Source organism: Microcoleus sp. F4-D5 (assembly GCF_036704885.1).
Taxonomy (GTDB): Bacteria; Cyanobacteriota; Cyanobacteriia; order Cyanobacteriales; family Microcoleaceae; genus Microcoleus.
Genome location: NZ_JAUBSX010000001.1, coordinates 68,038 through 86,253, shown reverse-complemented (window position 1 = coordinate 86,253; position 18,216 = coordinate 68,038). Strand labels below are relative to the sequence as shown.

The window sequence follows — 18,216 nt, the reverse complement described above, 5'->3', positions numbered from 1 at the left end:
ATGAGAAGCGCTATATCTTCTCTTATGAGTCACCTCATGCAGCAGCCCCAGAAACAGGCATCTTGCCTGTTCTACTTTTAGAAACAGGCAAGATGCCTGTTCTACAACAGATGAATTTCAATCCCAAGGGTCAATAAATCCAGCTTTGCACAACTTTTCCTGCTAATTGCCGTCCCAACCAAGGCGTATTTGCCGATCGCGACTTCAGACTAGGCCCGTCAACAGTCCAACTCATTTGCGGGTCGAACAAAATCAACTCAGCAGAGACTCCCGGTGCAACCGTGGCGGGGGTTTGCCCGATACAAACGGCCGGCCTGGCACTCAAAACTCGCCACAGTTCTAAAGCCGAAAATTCGCCAGTTTCTACCAGCCCGTGCCACAGTAAAGGCAAAGCTAATTCCAAGCCGATCGCCCCGGGCGGACTATCAGCAAAAGCCACAGTTTTCTCCTCATAAGTATGCGGCTTGTGGTCGATCGCGATCGCATCAATTACGCCATTTTTCACACCTTGAATCAGCGCTAATTGGTCGCTGAGATTGCCCAACGGCGGTTCTAGGCGTAAATTCGGATCGTAGGCGAACAAAGCAGTCAGAGCATTTTTTCCGCCGGAATCTTTAGAGTTTCCTGAAATTGCCCCGACATTCAACAGCAAGTGCATCCAAGCCACACTCGCAGTCACCGGCAAACCCCGCGCCTTCGCATCCCGAATCAATTCCACGCTGCGCGCCGTTGAAACGCGCATAATGTGTACCGGAGTGCCCGCAGATGCCACCAACTCCAGGATTGCCGCCAAAGCCGAAGTTTCCGCACTCGCCGGAATTCCCGGTAAACCCAAGCGCACCGACACCGCACCCTCCCGCACCGCGCCCTTTCCTGCCAAAGTTCGATCGCACGGCCACAAAGCCACAGACTTGCCCAAAGGCTTGATATACTCCAGCAAACGCCTCACCAGAGCCGGATTAGACAGCGGCAAACCGTCGGCAAAACCCACCACCGCAGAGGAGGCCAGCTCGCCCAACTCCGCCATCTGCTGCCCTTTAACGCCCGCTGTCAGCGCGCCCCAAAAATACAAGCGGGGCAGCCCGGGCGGCAAATTGCCGATGTGTTGCTGCAACAAAGCTAAACCGGCCAAATTGTCAACAGGCGGCGAGGTATCCGGCAAAATCGCCACTCGCGTAAAACCCCCAGCCGCGGCAGCCTGCATCAAAGATTCCAGCGTTTCCCTATCCTCAAAACCCGGTTCTCCGCTGTGACTGTAGATATCAGTTAACCCCGGCCCCAAAATCAGTCCCCGGCAATCCCGCACTTCCGTGTCAGGGGGAAACTCAGCAATTTTTTCCTCAACTGTTTTGATATCACCTTCAGCAATCAGAATATCAGCGATGCGATCGCTCCCTGAAACTGGATCTAGCACTCGTACATTTTGTAGCAGTTCGCGGCTCATAACTTAAGATTCAAATATATGGAAGAAGGAAGTTCGGCAACGGATTCGCTCCACGGATGTAACGGATGGATGGAAGATGGAAGCGCTTCGAGGTGCGTTACGCGAAGCCGCGCGCAAGCGCTAGGACATGAAGGAAGAAGTAAGAAGGAAGAAGCAATCGACCGCATTAGTTTCAGGAGTTAAGAACTTCCCAAACGTCGGGCGCGGTTGCTATAAAAATTCAAACATTTTTTAGGCGGGTACTCGTAGCGGTGGGCAGTGGTGTTAACTCAGGCCTAAAAGCTTTGATAAATTTCGCTTTGACACGAGTCTCGATCCCCCTAAATCCCACTTAAGAAGGGGGACTTTGAGAAGGCTCCTGTCCCCCCCTTAAGAAGGGGGGATCGAAGGCCTAATCGTCAAACTGCAGACCGGTAATAGGTCTACGGGTTCGCGCCGAGCAATTTACTAATTACAGTGCTCCGGCTGCTGTTTGGTCAAAAACGCCGCCGCTCAAATGAGTTGTGACATTCATTGCTTGTAAGACCGGCAAACCATCGGGGCCGTGGGGATAATCAATCACGCTAACGGCTCCGTTTCCTTGTTTGAATTTCCAGAAATGTTCTGGTTCCAAACCGAATAAATGGCAGAGAATAGCTTTGTTAATGGCATCGTGAGCAACGACAATCCCAGTACCGGAAACAGATTGTACGATTTCTCGCCAAGCTGCGATCGCCCGCGTCCAAACTTGCTGCAAATTCTCTCCTTCGGGCATTTGCACTTTTTCAGGATATGTTTTCCATTCCTGTAGCAAACCCGGATAGGATTGTTCTATTTCTGATTCAAATTTTCCTTCCCAAAGTCCGTGGCTGATTTCCCTTAGTTCATCGCGGAGTTCTAGTTTCAAACCGCCGTGATATTGGAGAATAATTTCCGCAGTTTCTTTCGGGCGCAGCATGGAACTGGCGATCGCAAAATCTAATTTTACGTCCTTGAGAAATTCTGCTGCTCGCCTGGATTGTTCGCGGCCGTTACCGTTGAGAGGTACATCTATTTGCCCTTGAAATTTACCTGCTTTATTCCAGTCGGTTTCGCCGTGACGTACCAGCAACAAGCGCGGGCCTTGGTGTCCGTCCCTCGGTTTGGGAAAGATTTCCCCGGTATGAGAAGTTAAATTCAGCGATTCTAATTGAACTGCTACTTTCTTGTTTGGCTCTCCGAGTTCGTCGTTAGTCACAGGGGAAGTTCCAAAATTAATGACGCTAATTCCGCAATTTGACTGTTGAATTGATTGATAGTAATCCGGGGTAATTTCTGACGCGGTGGCGATGAGAGCGCGGTTGATTCCGTTGTGACCTACTACTAAAATTGTGCCGCTCTGGTGGCGCGATAAAAGTTCTTGCCAAAAATGACGGGCGTTAGCAAAAATTGCCAATACGGGAAAGTGTTCAATTTCTCCGTCAGCAGATGGCAGTTTCATGGAAAATTTGTCGGGCTGTCTTTGCCACTGCTGATATGCTTCGGGGAATTTGTCGATCGCGTCTTGGCGAAGCATTCCTTCCCACAGAGGCAAATCGATTTCCATCAAATTATCAGTTGGCTGGAGTTGTGGCGGATTTGTCAAGCGCGACAGGATGATTTCCGCTGTTTCTTTGGCTCGTTGCAGGGGACTGGTATAGGCGGCATCAAAGGCGATACTGCTGAGTGTGTCGCCTACTTGCAGGGCGGCGCTGCGGCCTGCTTCTGTCAAAATTGATTTATCGAGGCGGCCTTGGATGCGGCGTTCTTGATTGTATGTGCTTTTGCCGTGACGGACTAAGATAATGCGAGTCATTCGATTTTAGATTTTAGATTTTAGATTTTAGATTTAGCCTGCTACCCCGCAGCGGGCGGGCAGTGCGCGCCTTACCCATTTGTGGCGTAAGTCTTGTTGAGGCGAGTCAAAAAGATGAGCCAGTGAAATTTTACCAGTTGTCGGGATACTCTCGGTCTGCAACGACCTATGATTGAAGACGGAAAAGATTTAGCCACAGATTCGTGCGGGACGGAAAAGCAGGAATGACACTGAAGCGGGTGATTTTAGGTATTTTAACGGCGATCGCGATCGCCGTGGTCGGTTTATCTTTACTTGCTAGTTGGAATCAGCCGCAAATTCAAAGCAGGCTGGAACTCTACCAGACAAATTTGCTGCTGCACGCCTCGGAGTGGCAAGGAGAAAATAATCAGAGTGCTAATTTAAGTTCGGCGCGCACCAATATTGTCGGTGCAGATCCTTTAAATACGGCTTTGACGCAATATCAAGAAGCGCGAGACTCGACTCGCAAAACTCTCGAAACAACTCAATCACAATTTAAATTAATTCAGTCTGCCATTGCCTCCAAGTCTGATAATACTACTGTGAATTCGGATCGAAACAATGCTTTGTCAGAGTCGATAAAGCAACAGTCAGTGCTGCTAAACGAACTTGACTTGCGCCTGGGAATTTTGCAGGCAAGCAGCGGTAAAACTGAGGCTGCTCTGCAAACTTGGAAAAATTTAGTCGATCGCTACAAAACTAAAATTGATGACGGTGCTTCGGCGGTAACTGCTCAAGTTTTAACGGGAATTTGGAGCAATCCCGCTCAACTGCTACCGGATGCCGAGCCGCGCATTCAAAAGTCTTTGGATGGCTGGTTTCGCTATCGCGCTCTCGCTCAACTTTACAAGCTGCAAGAACGTTCTAAAGACCTGGTGGCGCTGCAAGCAGCAGAGCAAGCAACTGCCGAGCAAGCTGTAGAAAAGTTGGCAATTATAGTTGGCGTTCCGGCGATCGCACTTTGTATTGGTACGGTTTTGCTGGTTGGTTTGACCGTGCAGTGGCTGTTGCAGCGGAACCAGTTAGATACAGCAGGTTCGGGCCCGGTGCTGGCACGAAATGCGAGCTTGACTTGGGATGTGCCTTGGGACGGCGAGATTGTTTGGCAGGTACTTGTGGTCGGCTTTTTCTTTGTCGGGCAAATCTTGATTCCGTTGTTGTTGGGGGTTTCTCAGCCTGTTTTAAAACTCAATCCTGCTACTTTTGACCCGCGCGAAAAGGCTTTTTATGTCTTTGCTACTTATTTGTTGCTGTCGGCTGGCGGGCTTTCGGTACTGTATTTTTCTGTCAAGTCTTTTTTGCCTTTGCCTGAAGGTTGGTTTCGGATTAATTGGCGGGGAAATTGGTTTTTGTGGGGATTTGGTGGCTATTTTGTTGCTTTGCCTTTGGTAGTTTTGGTGTCGCTGCTCAATCAGCAATTGTGGCAGGGACAAGGTGGCAGCAATCCGATTTTGCCGATCGTTCTCGAAGGTAGGGACAACGTGGCTTTGATGGTGTTTTTCGGCACTGCTGCGATCGCGGCTCCGGTTTTTGAGGAAATCGTGTTTCGGGGCTTTCTGCTGCCTTCTCTGACTCGCTATTTGCCTGTTTGGGGGGCGATCGCAGCTTCGGCTTTCTTGTTTGCCGTGGCTCACTTGAGTGTTTCTGAGATTCTGCCTTTGGCGACTTTGGGTGCGGTTTTGGGGTTTGTGTACACGCGATCGCGCAATCTCCTTGCTCCTATGCTTCTCCACAGTCTTTGGAACAGCGGTACTCTCCTGAGTCTGTTTCTTTTGGGCGGCGGCGCGAGTTAATTCGGGCGGTTGTTAATAATTGTGAATTAACCGGGTTTTTTTGAGAGTTTTCGTGCGGGCGATCGACAAATGCAAAAACAGCAGTAGGGTGCTCGGTGCGCCCCTAATATCTAGTTCGGTAAAATAATCCGAATTCCAGTAGGGGCTGGTTCACCCTCATCTTTAATATCAGCAACAGATCCAGATCGACCCGCCCCGGTCTCTTACTTTAGCGGAAAAACTTGGTTTAACATGGAAGTAATATCTTGTCGGCTGATGATTGAGAGACTGGCCCGGGCGATCGCACCAAGCGGAAGTTGACAATCCGGCTAATTTATAGCTAAATTTTAATTTAGGATGAGGCTTAAACCCAATGAGCAATTTCAACAGCCGCAAGTTAGAGGGAACGCCGAGTTGGATGCGTTTGGCACCCTACGCAGCCTTAGGCATTTTAATATTTTCTCTCAATTCAGGCAGCGAACTCAATTATTTCTTGAGAGGCTACTTGGTCATTCTACAGGCTCAAGTCGGTATAGTTTTGCTGTATTTTGCGATGTCTAAGTTTCGCAAAAATCCCAATAAATGAGTAAAAATTAGCAAGATTACTTATGTCGGTCGTTAAAGGTCGATCGCGGAAGTTAAAATAAAAAACTGGGGAAATGGAAAAATGGTAAAAGATAAAACTGTAGCCGTTGTGTTAGCTTTCTTTGTAGGAGGTTTCGGAGTTCACAAATTTTATTTGGGCAACAACTTAGCAGGGGTATTATACTTGCTATTTTCTTGGACATTAATTCCCTCAGTGATCGCATTTTTCGATTTTATCGGCCTGCTGCTGATGTCGGAACAAGCTTTTCAAATACAGTACAATGGCGGCACGTTGCCGTCTGGGTATGCCCTCAGAGCGGCAAAAGATGTAACCGGGGCGATCGGCGAATTGAAAAAACTTTACGATATGGGCGCAATTACCGCCGAAGAATATGAAGAAAAACGCCAAAAACTGCTGCGAGAATTGTAAGCAAGACTAGCTCCACGGTGACAAAAAAATCGGTTTATTCGTAAAGTCCAGGTTGCCCAAGCCAATATTTTGGTAGAAATCTGGTTGTTGCGACCGAGCGCATCTTAGTAAGTAAAATAAAGCATTTTTAAGGATAGAAATAAAGTGTCTCAAGATTTATACTGGCTGCGTCAAACTCCAAATTGGGTGTGGTATGCTTTTATTCCCTACTTCGGCGGATTGGCGATCGCCTATGCAGGTCAAAAGTCAAATATTCGCAGTTGGATGGGATGGGGTATTGGCATTACTTTAGCAGCACTCGCGGTATCTTCTTCAGCTAATTTGGGTACGATCGTTTGGATCGCTCAAATTGTCACTGCTTTTAGTTTGAAAAAGCGCTATCTCATCAAAACCGCACCCAGAGGTTTACTGGTTCCTGCAACTGCGACGAATGCCGAAGAACTGGCAAATGTGCGCGGCAAAATAGATATTAACGAGTGTACCAAAGACGATATGGTCAGAATCTTGGGTTTGCCGATCGTCTACGCTAACGATATTGAATCTTTGCAAAACGAAGGCTACATTTTTACACACGCCGAAGAGTTATCAGAAATAGCCGGAATTCCCGAAAGTCACGTCAGACGCATCGCGCCGATGATTTGCTTCAGCTACAACTATCAAAAAGAATTGCAGTTTACTTGGAAACGGTTAAATATTCTTTCCCCCGAAGAGTTAATCGCCAGCGGTTTAGATCGGGTTGTTGCCGAAAAAATAGTTAGAGAAAGGCAGAGAAAAGGCGCTTACAAATCAGTCCTCGAAGTCAAGCGGCGGACTGGATTGCCTTTTGATTCCTACCGCCATATTTGTTAATTTGCAGTTGTTAGCACGAACAGCTTATGACCGCAAAAAATTAGAAGTTGACGGACAAAAATTGTATGATACAGATTACCTGAGATCGATGGAAACCCCGGTGGAAAAGTTGCGGGTTCGCGATGATTCAAACATCGACTGAGAAAATCTGATTGCAGAAATAGAATAGGACTAATCTCAAATCCGCTAGCATCGGAATTAATATTACCCACAGCCAGGAAACGGCGCCGTGCCCTTGGACTAAAATTAATCCGGGTAGTCCCAGGGCACGGCGCCGTTTCCTCCATATCATGTATGAGTTCCACCGGGAACGATCTCAGGCAAGCGTGTCACACTCGAATCGAATTGTAGGCTGCGTCAGACGAAGTTAAGAAATGACGATCGAGGGTTTCCGGTTCCGGGGCACCTTACTAAGGTGCGTAAGTCCTGCAGAAGACATATTGAGTTTCTGCCGCCGGTTTGGGTCAGATGAGATGATTCAAGGGTAGCAGGGCAAAAAACTCGATCGCCTCCTGGTAATTGACATTAAATGCAACTGCTGGCAAAAATCCCCCTCAGCAGGGGGGTCCAGCGAAATTATTAAAACAAGTCTCGACTCTTGACATTTACATCATAATGATATTAAGATGCCCTGGTAAAATCGGTATTGCCCCCCCAGCATCAACTCCAAGCCAGGGCAAGTTTTCAAGACGATGCCTTAAATATCAGTGGTATCCTATCAGAATTATTATTGAAATCCAGAACGACACAATCGTAGCAGTACCGCTAACATCAAACTTATGTCTGACTCTCCTCCATCCCAAATCTCCCCAGAAGCCGCACCGGAAAGTGCTGCTACCGAAAACCGCACCGCCAAAACTCGGCAAATGTTGGGCATGAAAGGGGCCGCTAGCGGGGAAACATCCATCTGGAAAATTCGCCTGCAACTGATGAAACCGATTACCTGGATTCCCTTAATTTGGGGCGTGGTGTGCGGCGCGGCGTCTTCTGGAAACTATGTTTGGAACCTAGAGAATTTCTTAATTGCAGCAGCTTGTATGTTGATGTCAGGGCCGTTGCTGACCGGGTACACTCAAACTTTGAACGATTTTTACGATCGCGACATCGACGCCATTAACGAGCCCTACCGTCCGATTCCCTCCGGGATGATCTCGATTCCCCAAGTAGTAACGCAAATTTTGGTATTATTAGCCGCAGGCTTTGCGGTGGCTTATGCTCTAGACTTGTGGGCGGGTCATGAATTCCCCACAATGACTGTTTTGACTCTCGTCGGCGTGTTTCTAGCTTACATCTACTCTGCGCCACCGCTGAAACTCAAGCAGAATGGCTGGTTGGGAAATTATGCCCTGGGTGCCAGTTACATTGCCCTGCCTTGGTGGGCTGGTCAAGCTTTGTTTGGTACACTAGATCCGACCATTATGATTTTGACCCTGTTTTACAGTTTGGCAGGGCTGGGAATTGCGATCGTCAATGATTTCAAAAGTGTCGAAGGCGATCGGCAATTAGGGTTAAAATCTTTGCCAGTGATGTTTGGCATCGACACCGCAGCTTGGATTTGCGTGTTGACGATCGACATATTTCAAGCTGGGATTGCAGGCTACCTGATCAGCATCCACCAAAACCTTTACGCGGTAATTCTCCTGCTGCTGATAATTCCCCAAATCACTTTTCAGGATATGTACTTTTTGCGCAATCCCCTGGAAAATGATGTTAAATATCAGGCAAGTGCTCAGCCTTTCCTGGTTTTGGGTATGCTGGTAGCAGCCTTGGCACTCGGTAATGCGAGTTAAGCAGAGTTGTAAGCTTTGAGTTGTGAGGTTTGAGTTAAAGAGTTTTTAATTCAAAAAATCTAATTCAATTCAAAAAAAAATACCAAACTCCGCAGGGTTAAGAAAAGTTTTGAATTTTGAGCGGTGAATTAAAGAGTTTTTAATTCAAAAAATCGAATTCAAGGCAGCGTGTTAGTGAAGAAAAAATGTCGAATTAAAAATTAAAAATTGAAGAAAGGTAGCTTTTAAAATTTTTAATTTTTAATCGGACTTGATGAGGTTTGAAGGTCTGAACGTGGCAGAATTTTTCTCAAATATTAAAGATAAATTGAGCAAAGTCACTAACGCAATAAGCGGTAATTCCGATCGAGAACTGCCGAAGGCTGCGAATGGCAATAAGCTCAACTCGCCGGAATCGGAGGCGGAATTTTATACACGGACAAGGGATGAGCGATCGGAGTATGTGGTATCAGAAGATGCTGCACCTCTAGAAGAGTCAGAATATTTAGAGTCAGAATATTTAGAGTCAGAATATTTAGAGTCAGAATATTTAGAGTCAGAATATTTAGAGCCAGAATACGCTCGATATCCAATAGTCAAGCGCGATTGGGAAGGGTTGAAGCGCTTAATTGCTTGGTTGGAAATTGAACCTCAAGTTACCAGCTTGCAAACCAAGGGAAAAGAATTGTTGCGGCCGGGATTAAGTTTGCTGGGAACTAAATTACCCCAAAAATCGGATAGTAGCGAATTGCCGGAAAATAGCGAATCGCCCAAAACCAAACTGCAGAGACATACGGAACTACAGGAAATTAGCGCACCGCAGGAAAAAATTAAAAAACTGATATCCCGCCCCCCTAGATTTTGGATAAGTTTAGGTGTGGCCAGTATAGGCGGGGGCGCTCTAGTCTACTGTTTATGGATTTTGTACACCTTAGACAAAGGTTTGCCGGATGTTAACGATTTGTCAGCGTTTAACCGCGACGGAACGCTGACAATTAAGGCAGCAGATAATACGATTTTGTTGCAGTCGGGACCTGCAACTAGAGATAAGCTGAAACTTAAAGAAATTCCCGAACAGTTGGTTAAAGCTTTTATTGCCATAGAAGACCGCCGTTTTTACAAACATCGCGGGGTGGATTATCAAGGTATTGTGCGGTCTATTGTTTCTAATTTGATAGAAAGAGATGTAGTGCAGGGTGGCAGTACAATTACGCAACAATTGGCTCGCGTTGTTTTTCTCAATCAGGAAAGAAGTATTAAGCGGAAAGTCCGGGAAGCTCTTTTAGCTCAGAAAATAGAGCGAGAGTTGAGTAAAGACCAAGTTTTAGAACGGTATTTAAATCTAGTTTATTTGGGTTCGGATGCTTACGGTGTGGCCGATGCGGCTTGGGTTTTCTTCAGCAAAACAGTCGATAAATTAACATTGGCAGAAATGGCAACTTTGGCGGGTTTGCCGCCGGCACCGAGCGAATATTCGCCTTTGGTTAATCCCGATATTGCTAAGAAACGCCGCAATCTTGTGCTGCAACAAATGCAGGAAGCGAAGGTAATTACAGAGGCTCAGGCGAAGGAGGCGATGGCGGAACCTATTGCAGTTAAACCAAGTGCGCCGAAGCGATTTAAAGTAGTCGCGCCTTATTTTGCTAGTTACATTCGGAAGGAATTGCCGCGCTATGTTTCTAAGGATGCTTTGGAAGCTGGCGGTTTGACTGTTGAGACGACGGTGGATTTGAAGTGGCAGAAAATAGCGGAAGAAGTTGTTAAAAATGCGATCGAAGTTGACGGCCGCCGTCAGGGTTTTGAACAGGCGGCTTTAGTTTCTATGGACACTAAAACTGGGGAAGTTAAAGCCCTGGTGGGCGGCGGGAATTTTAAGGAAAGTCAGTTTAATCGTGCTACGCAGGCTTTGCGGCAGCCCGGATCGACGTTTAAAGGGTTGGTTTATGCTGCAGCAATGGCGGCTGGTTTTTCTCCCTATGACGGTTACGAAGACGAACCAATTATTATCGACGGCTATCAACCGAATAATTATGGCAAAAAATTTAGCGGTTGGCGATCGATGTCTGATGCTTTGACACGTTCGGTGAATGTCGTAGCTGTAAAGGTGTTGATGGATGTCGGGTTTGAACCGACGATCAAATTAGCCCGCGATATGGGAATTAAGTCTAAATTGAGTCCGATTTATTCCCTGGCTTTGGGTTCTTCGGAGGTGAATTTGCTGGAGTTAACCAATGCTTACGGTACACTAGCATCGCAAGGTAATTTTATTGAAGCCCACGGAATTAATCGGGTGATTAATCAGCGGGGAGATGTGATTTATCAGGCTAATTTTAAACCGAAGCGGGTTTTGGATAAGGATAGTGCTGCGATTACTACTTGGATGTTGGAGGGCGTTGTGCAAGACGGTACGGGGGGGCCTGCTGCTTTAAACGATCGCGCTGTAGCAGGCAAAACTGGTACTTCCGAAAACGTGCGGGATTTGTGGTTTATTGGTTACATTCCGCAGGTAGTGACTGGGGTTTGGCTGGGGAATGATGACAATTATCCGACGTGGGGAACTAGCGGTACGGCGGCCTACAATTGGCGCGATTTTATGAGTCAAGCCGTTAAGGGAATGCCGGTTGAGAAGTTTCCGAAGTTGCCGGAGTTGGAGGGCCGCAAAGGCAGTATTAAGGCTAAACCGGTGCAGCCTAATAGGATTATTCGGGGGATGATTGTGAATGAGGATGGGGCGATCGTACCTTACAATCCTAATCCTGAACCCAAGTATTACCCACCGCAAGAGCCTGCTTATCAAGAACCGGCTTATCAAGAGCCGGCTTATGAAGAGCCTGCTTATCAAGAACCGGGATATTAAGCGGGTTTTACCAACAATTGCCACCAGTAGGGGCGGGTTTCACCAACAATAATCGCCTAAAAGCAATAATCTCATAAACCCGCCCACACTCCGGGGGGTAAATCACAATCTACAAATCTAATCTTGCTTTAGCCTCACCATAAAAAAGCCGTCCATGTGATGTCTGTGCGGCCAAACTTTTACCCATCCTTCGGGTGATGGCTGTACGGGTAAATCAATTGTTGGCGGTTCTATTTGCCAGTGAGGATTGCTGTTTAAGAACGATCGAATAACTGTTTCATTTTCCAAGGGATGAATTGTGCAAGTTGCATAAACTAATACGCCGCCGGGCTTGACAAATGTCGCTGCATTTGCTAACAGTTCCGATTGCAGTTGAGATTGTTGTTGAATGTTTTCGGGCGTGTGGCGCCAGCGGGCGTCGGCGCGGCGGTGGAGGGTTCCGAGCCCGGAACAAGGTGCGTCTAGTAAAACTCTGTCTGCGAGGTTAACAAACTCTGGGAAATGGCGGCTGTCTCCGGTATGAATTTTAATGGATTTCATCTGGAGTCTGTCGGCATTTTCTTTAAGTTTTTTGAGTCTGCTGGCGGTTTTGTCGCAGGCATGAATTGTGCCTGTATCCTGCATTAATTCGGCGCTGTGGGTGGTTTTTCCCCCTGGCGCGGCGCAGGCGTCGATGATAGTTTCCCCTGGCTGGGGCCCTAGTAAATGGGTGACTAATTGAGCGCTGCTGTCTTGGATTGTCCACCAACCTTCGCTGTATCCGGGGAGGTTTTGAATTGCGCCGATGCTGCCATTTAGTCTTAATGCTTGGGGCAAGTTGGGGAGTCTGCTAGTTGAGATTTTGTGGGATTTGAAGGCAGCTTCGATTTGGCAGATCGAGCTTTTTAAGGGATTGATTCTCAGGTCAATTGTGGGGGATTGGTTGAACCATTCACAGAGTTGTTCAGTTTCGGTTTCCCCTATTTGTTCGATCCACATTTTTACCAGCCATTCGGGGAAGCTGTGCATAATTCCTAGGCGTTCAACGGTTGATTTATAATTACTAACTGTTAATGGGTTTAAGTCGTTATCTGTTAAACGGATGTATTGGCGCAACAAACCGTTGACAAAACTGCTGAGTCCTGAAAAGCCGTTTTCTTTTGCTAGTTGAACGGTGGTATTGACGGCTGCCGAGGGGGGAATCTGGTTGAGATATTCGAGTTGATATAAGCCTAAATGTAGGATGGTGCGGAGTTCGGGCGGTTGTTGGGAGGATTTCTTTGTGGCTAGTTTGTCGATGATGAAGTCGATCGATCGCATTCTCCTGACGCTACCGTAAACTAATTCTGTGACTAAACGCCGATCGAGGGCGTTGAGTTGAGAATTGCCGAAAGCGCGATCGAGTGCGGCATCTGCGAATGCACCTCGGCGGTGGACTTCGCGGAGTGCGAGAAAGGCTATTTGGCGGGGATTTTGCATAGCTGGTTAGTGATAAAAATACTCGGCGATTGGAAATCGTGTCTACACAAACAAAGTCCGCCTTCGCGGACTATAATTTAAATAACTGCTTATTTATTTTACCATTTCCTGTTTAGAGTTTCTGTACGCTTCATTGTAAGGTAATATTTTATGAATCAAACATCTGTAAAAAATACAAAAAATCTAGAGCAACAAACTCCTTCGGAAGATGCAGAAAAGATGCTGCCGCTGGAAAATGGCGATCGGCTTTCGCAGCCTGAATTTCACGATCGCTATCTCGCCATGCCGCACGTTAAGAAAGCTGAACTAATAGAAGGAGTTGTGTATATGCCATCGCCAGTACGTTTTGAACCTCATGCTGAACCTCACAGTAACATTATTGGCTGGCTGTGGAATTATCGGATTGCTACTCCCGGTGTTCGGCTGGGCGACAATGCAACGGTACTTTTAGATGGCGATAATGAACCGCAGCCAGACGCTTTGCTGCGAATTGAAAATGGGGGAAATTCGCGCATTACTGATGATGATTACGTGCAAGGTGCGCCGGAATTGATTGTTGAAATAGCGGCTAGTACCGCGTCTTACGATTTGCACGATCAGAAAAAGGCTTATCGGCGAAATGGGGTGCAGGAGTATATTGTTTGGCAGATTAACAAAAAACGTTTGTATTGGTTTAGGCTAGATAAAGGTAAGTATGTTTCTATTCAACCTGATGAGAATGGTGTTGTACACAGTGTAGTTTTTCCAGGTTTGCGGTTGGCTGTGGCTGCTTTGTTGGAGGGTGATTTAGCGCAGGTGATGAGGGTGTTGCAGGAGGGAATTAATTCGGCTGAACATGGCGAGTTTGTTAAGTTTCTCGGCGGTTGAAACGGCGTCTTGTCAAACACAACCCGCCTCAACCAAATAAACGGGGTTTTTGGCTGTTTTTGCGCTGTAACGGGTCTTCTGGGCAAATAACCCGGTTTCTGACCACCCCTGCGTCCAAAACTATAAAAGTTTCAAACTTCCTCTGGATTTATCCCCATTTCTCGCAATTTTTCTGATAGGCGATCGGCTTTTTGCTGTACTAACTCTTTCTGCTGTCGTTCTTGTTCGATTTGTTGCTGCGCTTGTTCCATTTGTCTTGACAACTCCACATAAGACAAAAACTTTAGTCCGTCGGGACGATAAATTTCTAAATCTCCCGATACAGTTTCAAAACGGATTTCCAAACGCGGACTTACCCAACCCTCCATTGATTCAATATAGTTGAGTTGTCCGTCAGTTCGCAGCCAACCTATTAACTCATTATCCTCTGGATCGTAGACATAATATTCTTCTACTCCATAATTATCGTAGAACTTAAACAGCTTAAACATTTCTCCCAGTCGGTTTCCAGGCGAAAGGATTTCAAAGACCACTTGCGGCGCAATATTATTTTCAAGCCACTGTTTGTATGAACCTCTGTCACCTTTGGGTCGGCCAAAGACTACCATAGTATCAGGTGCTTGGCGAATTTTGTTATCTCCTTCGACGGGATACCACAGCAAATCACCTGCTACAAAAACATTTTCGTTGTCTTTGAATAAGGCATCTATTCCGCCTTGAATTTTTACTATTAATTGGAACTGTTTGGTATTGTCAGACATGGGTTTTCCGTCGCTGTCTGGGTAGATGATTTCTGGCAAAGTTTCAGTGGGAATTGTTGTTGTCATGGGGATGACTCCATTGCTACTAGCATCAATTTATATTTTATACCTATTTTAACAAAACCCGGCGGTTGAAACCGCATCTACACAGATTAAACCCGCCTGCGCGGGTTGAAGATGACATTGGGTGAAACGGCGGTTGAAACCGCATCTACACAGACAAAACCCGCCTGCGCGAGTTGAATTTCCTTTCTTCAGTCCGCGTAGGCGGACTTTGTTTGTGTAGCCACGATTTCCACTGGGGTCTCAATTGTATAGTTGCGATTTTCAATCGCCAGGTTCTCTGATTCTGGTTTTGTTGAAACCAACGGTTATAATAAATTGCGTTATTCTATCGCAAGTTCTAGCAAAACTCGTCTGTCGCCCTTTGTTTCCTTATAGCGGACAGCCGCATTCAGCAGGCGGATCGGAATTTGGAATTGTTCGTAAGTAGCTTGGGGACGCCGATCGCATAATAGGCTACTCTGTTCGTTCCGAAAACGCAGAGGCTTCAATCAGCTACCGATCCGTGCAGGCCTATTAGTACGAGAATAAACAATGGAATTTAGGGTGGAAAATTTTAACGGAAGAACGATCGCTATTTTTGATCGAGAATTACCACCTCGGAGCTATCTCCTAGCAACTTTTCTTGAAGAAGCTCGGTCTACGAAAGGACAAATATACCTAGAAATTATTGAGAAAATTGAATGTAGCAAAAATATCAGGGATGTAAAAGTAACTGAAGTGACTGGCGATTGTATAGATGCTGAACTTTATACCGACCGTATAGTAATTACAGAACTATGGCCCACAGGTGGACAAGATGCAGAACCAGAAAGCACGGAGATCCTTTTGACAGAAGCAAAAAGGCTACTGCTGGAGTGGCAATCAATTTTGAATCTATGGTGTGAACAGCAGGCACAATAAATAATTAATCAGCAGATTAACTGGTTCCCGAGCTCTGCCTGGGAATCGATATCACTCTTGCTCTGCCTCGCAAGTCTCAGACTGGGGGGAGACAGAGCCTCCAAATCTACGTCCCCAGGCCGAGCCTAGGAACAAGAAAAAATCTAAAAAATATTCCTTAAGATTTGTTACAATACACAAAACTTCATACTTTCCCCAACACTGGATGACCTTTTTCAACGCCTCCGAACCCCTAATCCGCAGCAAACAGGAACATCTCGACGTACAAGACCGCGAAGGCCTGTTACAACTCCGCTGGCAAATTGGAAATATTACTCTTTTCTCAGGATTTTATACCCGCATCGACCAAACTTTTTTGCTGTGGGGTTTGGTGACAGGGGGGATTTTTTTTACGGCTCAGTTTGTCCCGATCAGTTGGAGCTTTCAGGCGATTCTGTGGTCAACTTTGACTCTAATTGGCACTGCGGGAATGGCTGTTTTGACTTTGTTTTGGGTAAAAGTCGAGCGAGTTAGCTGGATTCTTTACTGTTGGGCGATTTTGATGATAACTGGTTTGGTGCTGACCGATTGCAGTATTTTTGCCGGTTGGGGAGGTTTGTTGCTGCACCTTTGCGATTTGTGGTTGGGGTTGAGCGCGATCGGCTATTTTTGTACGGGACTCGGTTTGCGATCGCGCACTTTTCTTCTGATTGGACTAACTCATTTATTTAGCATCCCTCTATTAATTTTTGTTGCACCTTGGCAATATCTAACCACAGGCACAATTATGGCTGGCTGTTTGTTGTTATTGTCCGAATTGCAGTGGGATATGCGATCGCCGATCGACAATGCTTTGCTAAGCGAAGAACAGAAAGAATTTAACCGAATTCAACAGCAACTGCGACTGAGTGGCGCGATGTTATGCAAATAAATCAAAAATGTAAAGAATTCTGTACAACAGCTAACACTTTCCACAAATCGCACACAATAGAAAGATACAGCATAAATAAAAAACAAACTTTAACCAGAACAGGTGTTTTGCTGTTTGACCTGTGAATCGCCAACCTCAGGAGAACGGTGTCCGGGAGGCGGCTGGCAAACAATGCTGTACTTGCGACGCTCAAGGTTAATTCCGGTTAAGAGTAGTTGTTAAAACAAAAAAAGTGGTGCAGGGTTTTTACCGTTTCCCCTGCTTCGCAGTCTCTGAGGAGAGGCTAAACCCTCTACTAGAACAGCCTGAGGAGATTGGCACATGTTTTGACAGTTGCTCAGACCGATTTTTAAGTTCAGTGTTTAAGAAAATCGAGGAAATGCTCGCTGAGGAGCATTGCAGGACTTAGGATTAAATAAGTCCTGCTTTAGTTTGGGAAATTTAAGTTCTGTTTTACTCTGACGTGCGTTTTCGCAATACTTCCCTTACTTCCATTAAAATCTGGCCCAACATATTTTTGCCGCTGCCATCTTTCCCGCAACCCCAATAGTAATCAATAGGAGAATTTTCCACTATTTCCTCATCGCCAGTAGCGAGTAAAATTTCTCTAATTTCGGCATGAGTTTCAAATTTGCGGAGTACGGCTTTTCTCATGATATCATCTTTTACTTGTTCCCAATCTTTGCGGAGGGGACGAGAGCGATCGCGCCCCATTTTTGCGGCATCTTTCGGCGTTTTTGCTTGGCGAATTTGGTCACAATGAGCCGTTTTGGGAAACTTTTGTGCTTGAAAATAATGCTCGCTAGTCGGCCAATATTCTCCGTCTAACTCGAATCCATGACTGGAAAAATTAGAAAAACAGCCGTATTCGCTGCCAGTGGTGTAGAAGTAGATAGCCATAAAGTCTGCGATTTCTATTTCGTTAATAATCTTGGTTTATCGTCAGTTTTCCCTCTCTGGATTATCCACTATCTTCAACCGCAAATCAATAATTTCAAGATAGGAACCGATGTAAGACAGCAGAGCGTAGATGAATACGATTACCCCTACCATTTCCAAAATTTCCTCAGCAGAAGCCATCAAACCGTAGATCAAGTTTCGCTGACCTGCCACATCTGCATAATAGCCGCAAACCATTTCCATGCCCAGTGCTCCACCGACATATATACTGCCTGCTAGTAAAAACAAGTCCCTTGTTTTCCGGGGTAGGTGCTGGAGAAACTTCAGATAAGCCAGCCCAGTAAGCACAACAAAAATCGCCCCCGGAATTACCCAAATGAAGTAAAAAATTCCCCCTAAATTCAGTGCCTTTCGCAAATCGTTAATAATTAATATTTCGTGCAAGCTCAAAATTTCATCTAAAGAGAAAAATACAAAGATGAATCCCAGCGCTTTCCAGTGCCTAAAATATCGATCGCCCTGCTTCCTCTTAGCAACAGCAATAATACCTAGCAAAATCCCGCAAAACAGCAAAGTAAATGACGAGTACCACGAAGGATAATTTATTTCTGCGTCTAAATCAAACAAACTTATCCAGCGTTCGCGATTGTTAAAAACGTATCGCAAAACTTTTACAGTGCAACCAGCAATAGCAAAGAATAGCACCCAAAGGCTGAGAGAGTAGGCAACTCTCTTCGGCGAAACAGAAATAATGAATTGCATCAAGTTTTTGATAAACTAGAACAAGCAAAATCAAACTATAAAGTAAAAAGTT

Annotated in this window: 17 protein-coding genes; 10 read left to right on the top strand and 7 right to left on the bottom strand. The window is 46.0% G+C overall.

The genetic code is table 11. The features are described from left to right. Window positions 1-130: 130 nt before the first annotated feature. Together QUA80_RS00430 and QUA80_RS00425 are read right to left on the bottom strand one after the other, a co-directional pair. Window positions 131-1,444, bottom strand: coding sequence for a dihydroorotase (locus QUA80_RS00430; protein ID WP_333420341.1), 1,314 nt, complete (start codon window positions 1,442-1,444; stop codon window positions 131-133). A gap of 451 nt (window positions 1,445-1,895) precedes the next feature. Continuing rightward, complete coding sequence (locus tag QUA80_RS00425; protein WP_333420339.1) at window positions 1,896-3,257, bottom strand: histidine phosphatase family protein; 1,362 nt, start codon at window positions 3,255-3,257, stop codon at window positions 1,896-1,898. A gap of 224 nt (window positions 3,258-3,481) precedes the next feature. On the opposite strand from QUA80_RS00425, the gene QUA80_RS00420 reads away from it, so the two are divergent. The 7 genes from QUA80_RS00420 (at window position 3,482) to QUA80_RS00390 (ending at window position 11,540) form a co-directional block, all read left to right on the top strand. Beyond that, the gene (locus QUA80_RS00420) at window positions 3,482-5,071 is read left to right on the top strand and encodes a CPBP family intramembrane glutamic endopeptidase (protein ID WP_333420337.1); all 1,590 of its coding nucleotides are present in this window, start codon (window positions 3,482-3,484) and stop codon (window positions 5,069-5,071) included. Window positions 5,072-5,423: 352 nt separating this feature from the next. Next, complete coding sequence (locus QUA80_RS00415; RefSeq protein WP_333420335.1) at window positions 5,424-5,636, top strand: hypothetical protein; 213 nt, start codon at window positions 5,424-5,426, stop codon at window positions 5,634-5,636. An 81-nt stretch (window positions 5,637-5,717) separates the two neighbouring features. Beyond that, a complete protein-coding gene (locus QUA80_RS00410) occupies window positions 5,718-6,065 on the top strand; it encodes an NINE protein (protein ID WP_333420333.1) in 348 nt (115 codons plus the stop codon). A gap of 144 nt (window positions 6,066-6,209) precedes the next feature. Beyond that, window positions 6,210-6,914 carry a helix-hairpin-helix domain-containing protein gene (locus QUA80_RS00405; protein ID WP_333420332.1) on the top strand — a complete coding sequence of 235 codons (705 nt, stop codon included), beginning with the start codon at window positions 6,210-6,212 and terminating at the stop codon, window positions 6,912-6,914. Window positions 6,915-6,921: 7 nt separating this feature from the next. Next, window positions 6,922-7,056: a hypothetical protein gene (locus tag QUA80_RS00400; RefSeq protein ID WP_333420330.1), complete on the top strand. Its 135-nt coding sequence runs from the start codon at window positions 6,922-6,924 to the stop codon at window positions 7,054-7,056. Window positions 7,057-7,693: 637 nt separating this feature from the next. Continuing rightward, the gene (gene chlG, locus QUA80_RS00395; protein WP_333420328.1) at window positions 7,694-8,704 is read left to right on the top strand and encodes a chlorophyll synthase ChlG; all 1,011 of its coding nucleotides are present in this window, start codon (window positions 7,694-7,696) and stop codon (window positions 8,702-8,704) included. A 253-nt stretch (window positions 8,705-8,957) separates the two neighbouring features. After that, window positions 8,958-11,540 (top strand): penicillin-binding protein 1A, encoded by a 2,583-nt coding sequence (locus QUA80_RS00390; RefSeq protein WP_333420326.1) that lies wholly within the window; start codon window positions 8,958-8,960, stop codon window positions 11,538-11,540. Between the two features lie 117 nt (window positions 11,541-11,657). Here QUA80_RS00390 and QUA80_RS00385 read toward each other — a convergent pair whose 3' ends face one another. Then, on the bottom strand, window positions 11,658-12,998 hold the full coding sequence (locus tag QUA80_RS00385; RefSeq protein ID WP_333420324.1) for a 16S rRNA (cytosine(967)-C(5))-methyltransferase: 1,341 nt from the start codon (window positions 12,996-12,998) through the stop codon (window positions 11,658-11,660). Window positions 12,999-13,148: 150 nt separating this feature from the next. Here QUA80_RS00385 and QUA80_RS00380 point away from each other — a divergent pair, with 150 nt between their 5' ends. Continuing rightward, a complete protein-coding gene (locus QUA80_RS00380; RefSeq protein ID WP_333420322.1) occupies window positions 13,149-13,865 on the top strand; it encodes a Uma2 family endonuclease in 717 nt (238 codons plus the stop codon). A gap of 131 nt (window positions 13,866-13,996) precedes the next feature. Here QUA80_RS00380 and QUA80_RS00375 read toward each other — a convergent pair whose 3' ends face one another. Both QUA80_RS00375 and QUA80_RS00370 read right to left on the bottom strand, forming a co-directional pair. After that, window positions 13,997-14,692 carry a Uma2 family endonuclease gene (locus QUA80_RS00375; protein ID WP_333420320.1) on the bottom strand — a complete coding sequence of 232 codons (696 nt, stop codon included), beginning with the start codon at window positions 14,690-14,692 and terminating at the stop codon, window positions 13,997-13,999. Window positions 14,693-15,012: 320 nt separating this feature from the next. Next, the gene (locus QUA80_RS00370) at window positions 15,013-15,180 is read right to left on the bottom strand and encodes a hypothetical protein (protein WP_333420318.1); all 168 of its coding nucleotides are present in this window, start codon (window positions 15,178-15,180) and stop codon (window positions 15,013-15,015) included. Window positions 15,181-15,235: 55 nt separating this feature from the next. Here QUA80_RS00370 and QUA80_RS00365 point away from each other — a divergent pair, with 55 nt between their 5' ends. Both QUA80_RS00365 and QUA80_RS00360 read left to right on the top strand, forming a co-directional pair. After that, window positions 15,236-15,592: a hypothetical protein gene (locus QUA80_RS00365; protein ID WP_333420316.1), complete on the top strand. Its 357-nt coding sequence runs from the start codon at window positions 15,236-15,238 to the stop codon at window positions 15,590-15,592. Window positions 15,593-15,797: 205 nt separating this feature from the next. Beyond that, window positions 15,798-16,502 (top strand): hypothetical protein, encoded by a 705-nt coding sequence (locus tag QUA80_RS00360; RefSeq protein WP_333420314.1) that lies wholly within the window; start codon window positions 15,798-15,800, stop codon window positions 16,500-16,502. Between the two features lie 453 nt (window positions 16,503-16,955). On the opposite strand, the gene QUA80_RS00355 is transcribed toward QUA80_RS00360, so the two are convergent. Both QUA80_RS00355 and QUA80_RS00350 read right to left on the bottom strand, forming a co-directional pair. Further along, a complete protein-coding gene (locus tag QUA80_RS00355) occupies window positions 16,956-17,402 on the bottom strand; it encodes an NADAR family protein (RefSeq protein ID WP_333420312.1) in 447 nt (148 codons plus the stop codon). A gap of 42 nt (window positions 17,403-17,444) precedes the next feature. After that, window positions 17,445-18,164 carry a hypothetical protein gene (locus QUA80_RS00350; protein WP_333420310.1) on the bottom strand — a complete coding sequence of 240 codons (720 nt, stop codon included), beginning with the start codon at window positions 18,162-18,164 and terminating at the stop codon, window positions 17,445-17,447. Between the last annotated feature and the right edge of the window lie 52 nt (window positions 18,165-18,216).

Bases quoted from the DNA above. Each gene is read 5' to 3' on its own strand.
- QUA80_RS00430 (WP_333420341.1), bottom strand. From the start codon at position 1,444: ATGAGCCGCGAACTGCTACAAAATGTACGAGTGCTAGATCCAGTTTCA.
- QUA80_RS00425 (WP_333420339.1), bottom strand. From the start codon at position 3,257: ATGACTCGCATTATCTTAGTCCGTCACGGCAAAAGCACATACAATCAA.
- QUA80_RS00420 (WP_333420337.1), top strand. From the start codon at position 3,482: ATGACACTGAAGCGGGTGATTTTAGGTATTTTAACGGCGATCGCGATC.
- QUA80_RS00415 (WP_333420335.1), top strand. From the start codon at position 5,424: ATGAGCAATTTCAACAGCCGCAAGTTAGAGGGAACGCCGAGTTGGATG.
- QUA80_RS00410 (WP_333420333.1), top strand. From the start codon at position 5,718: ATGGTAAAAGATAAAACTGTAGCCGTTGTGTTAGCTTTCTTTGTAGGA.
- chlG (WP_333420328.1), top strand. From the start codon at position 7,694: ATGTCTGACTCTCCTCCATCCCAAATCTCCCCAGAAGCCGCACCGGAA.
- QUA80_RS00390 (WP_333420326.1), top strand. From the start codon at position 8,958: ATGAGGTTTGAAGGTCTGAACGTGGCAGAATTTTTCTCAAATATTAAA.
- QUA80_RS00385 (WP_333420324.1), bottom strand. From the start codon at position 12,998: ATGCAAAATCCCCGCCAAATAGCCTTTCTCGCACTCCGCGAAGTCCAC.
- QUA80_RS00380 (WP_333420322.1), top strand. From the start codon at position 13,149: ATGAATCAAACATCTGTAAAAAATACAAAAAATCTAGAGCAACAAACT.
- QUA80_RS00375 (WP_333420320.1), bottom strand. From the start codon at position 14,692: ATGACAACAACAATTCCCACTGAAACTTTGCCAGAAATCATCTACCCA.
- QUA80_RS00360 (WP_333420314.1), top strand. From the start codon at position 15,798: ATGACCTTTTTCAACGCCTCCGAACCCCTAATCCGCAGCAAACAGGAA.
- QUA80_RS00355 (WP_333420312.1), bottom strand. From the start codon at position 17,402: ATGGCTATCTACTTCTACACCACTGGCAGCGAATACGGCTGTTTTTCT.
- QUA80_RS00350 (WP_333420310.1), bottom strand. From the start codon at position 18,164: ATGCAATTCATTATTTCTGTTTCGCCGAAGAGAGTTGCCTACTCTCTC.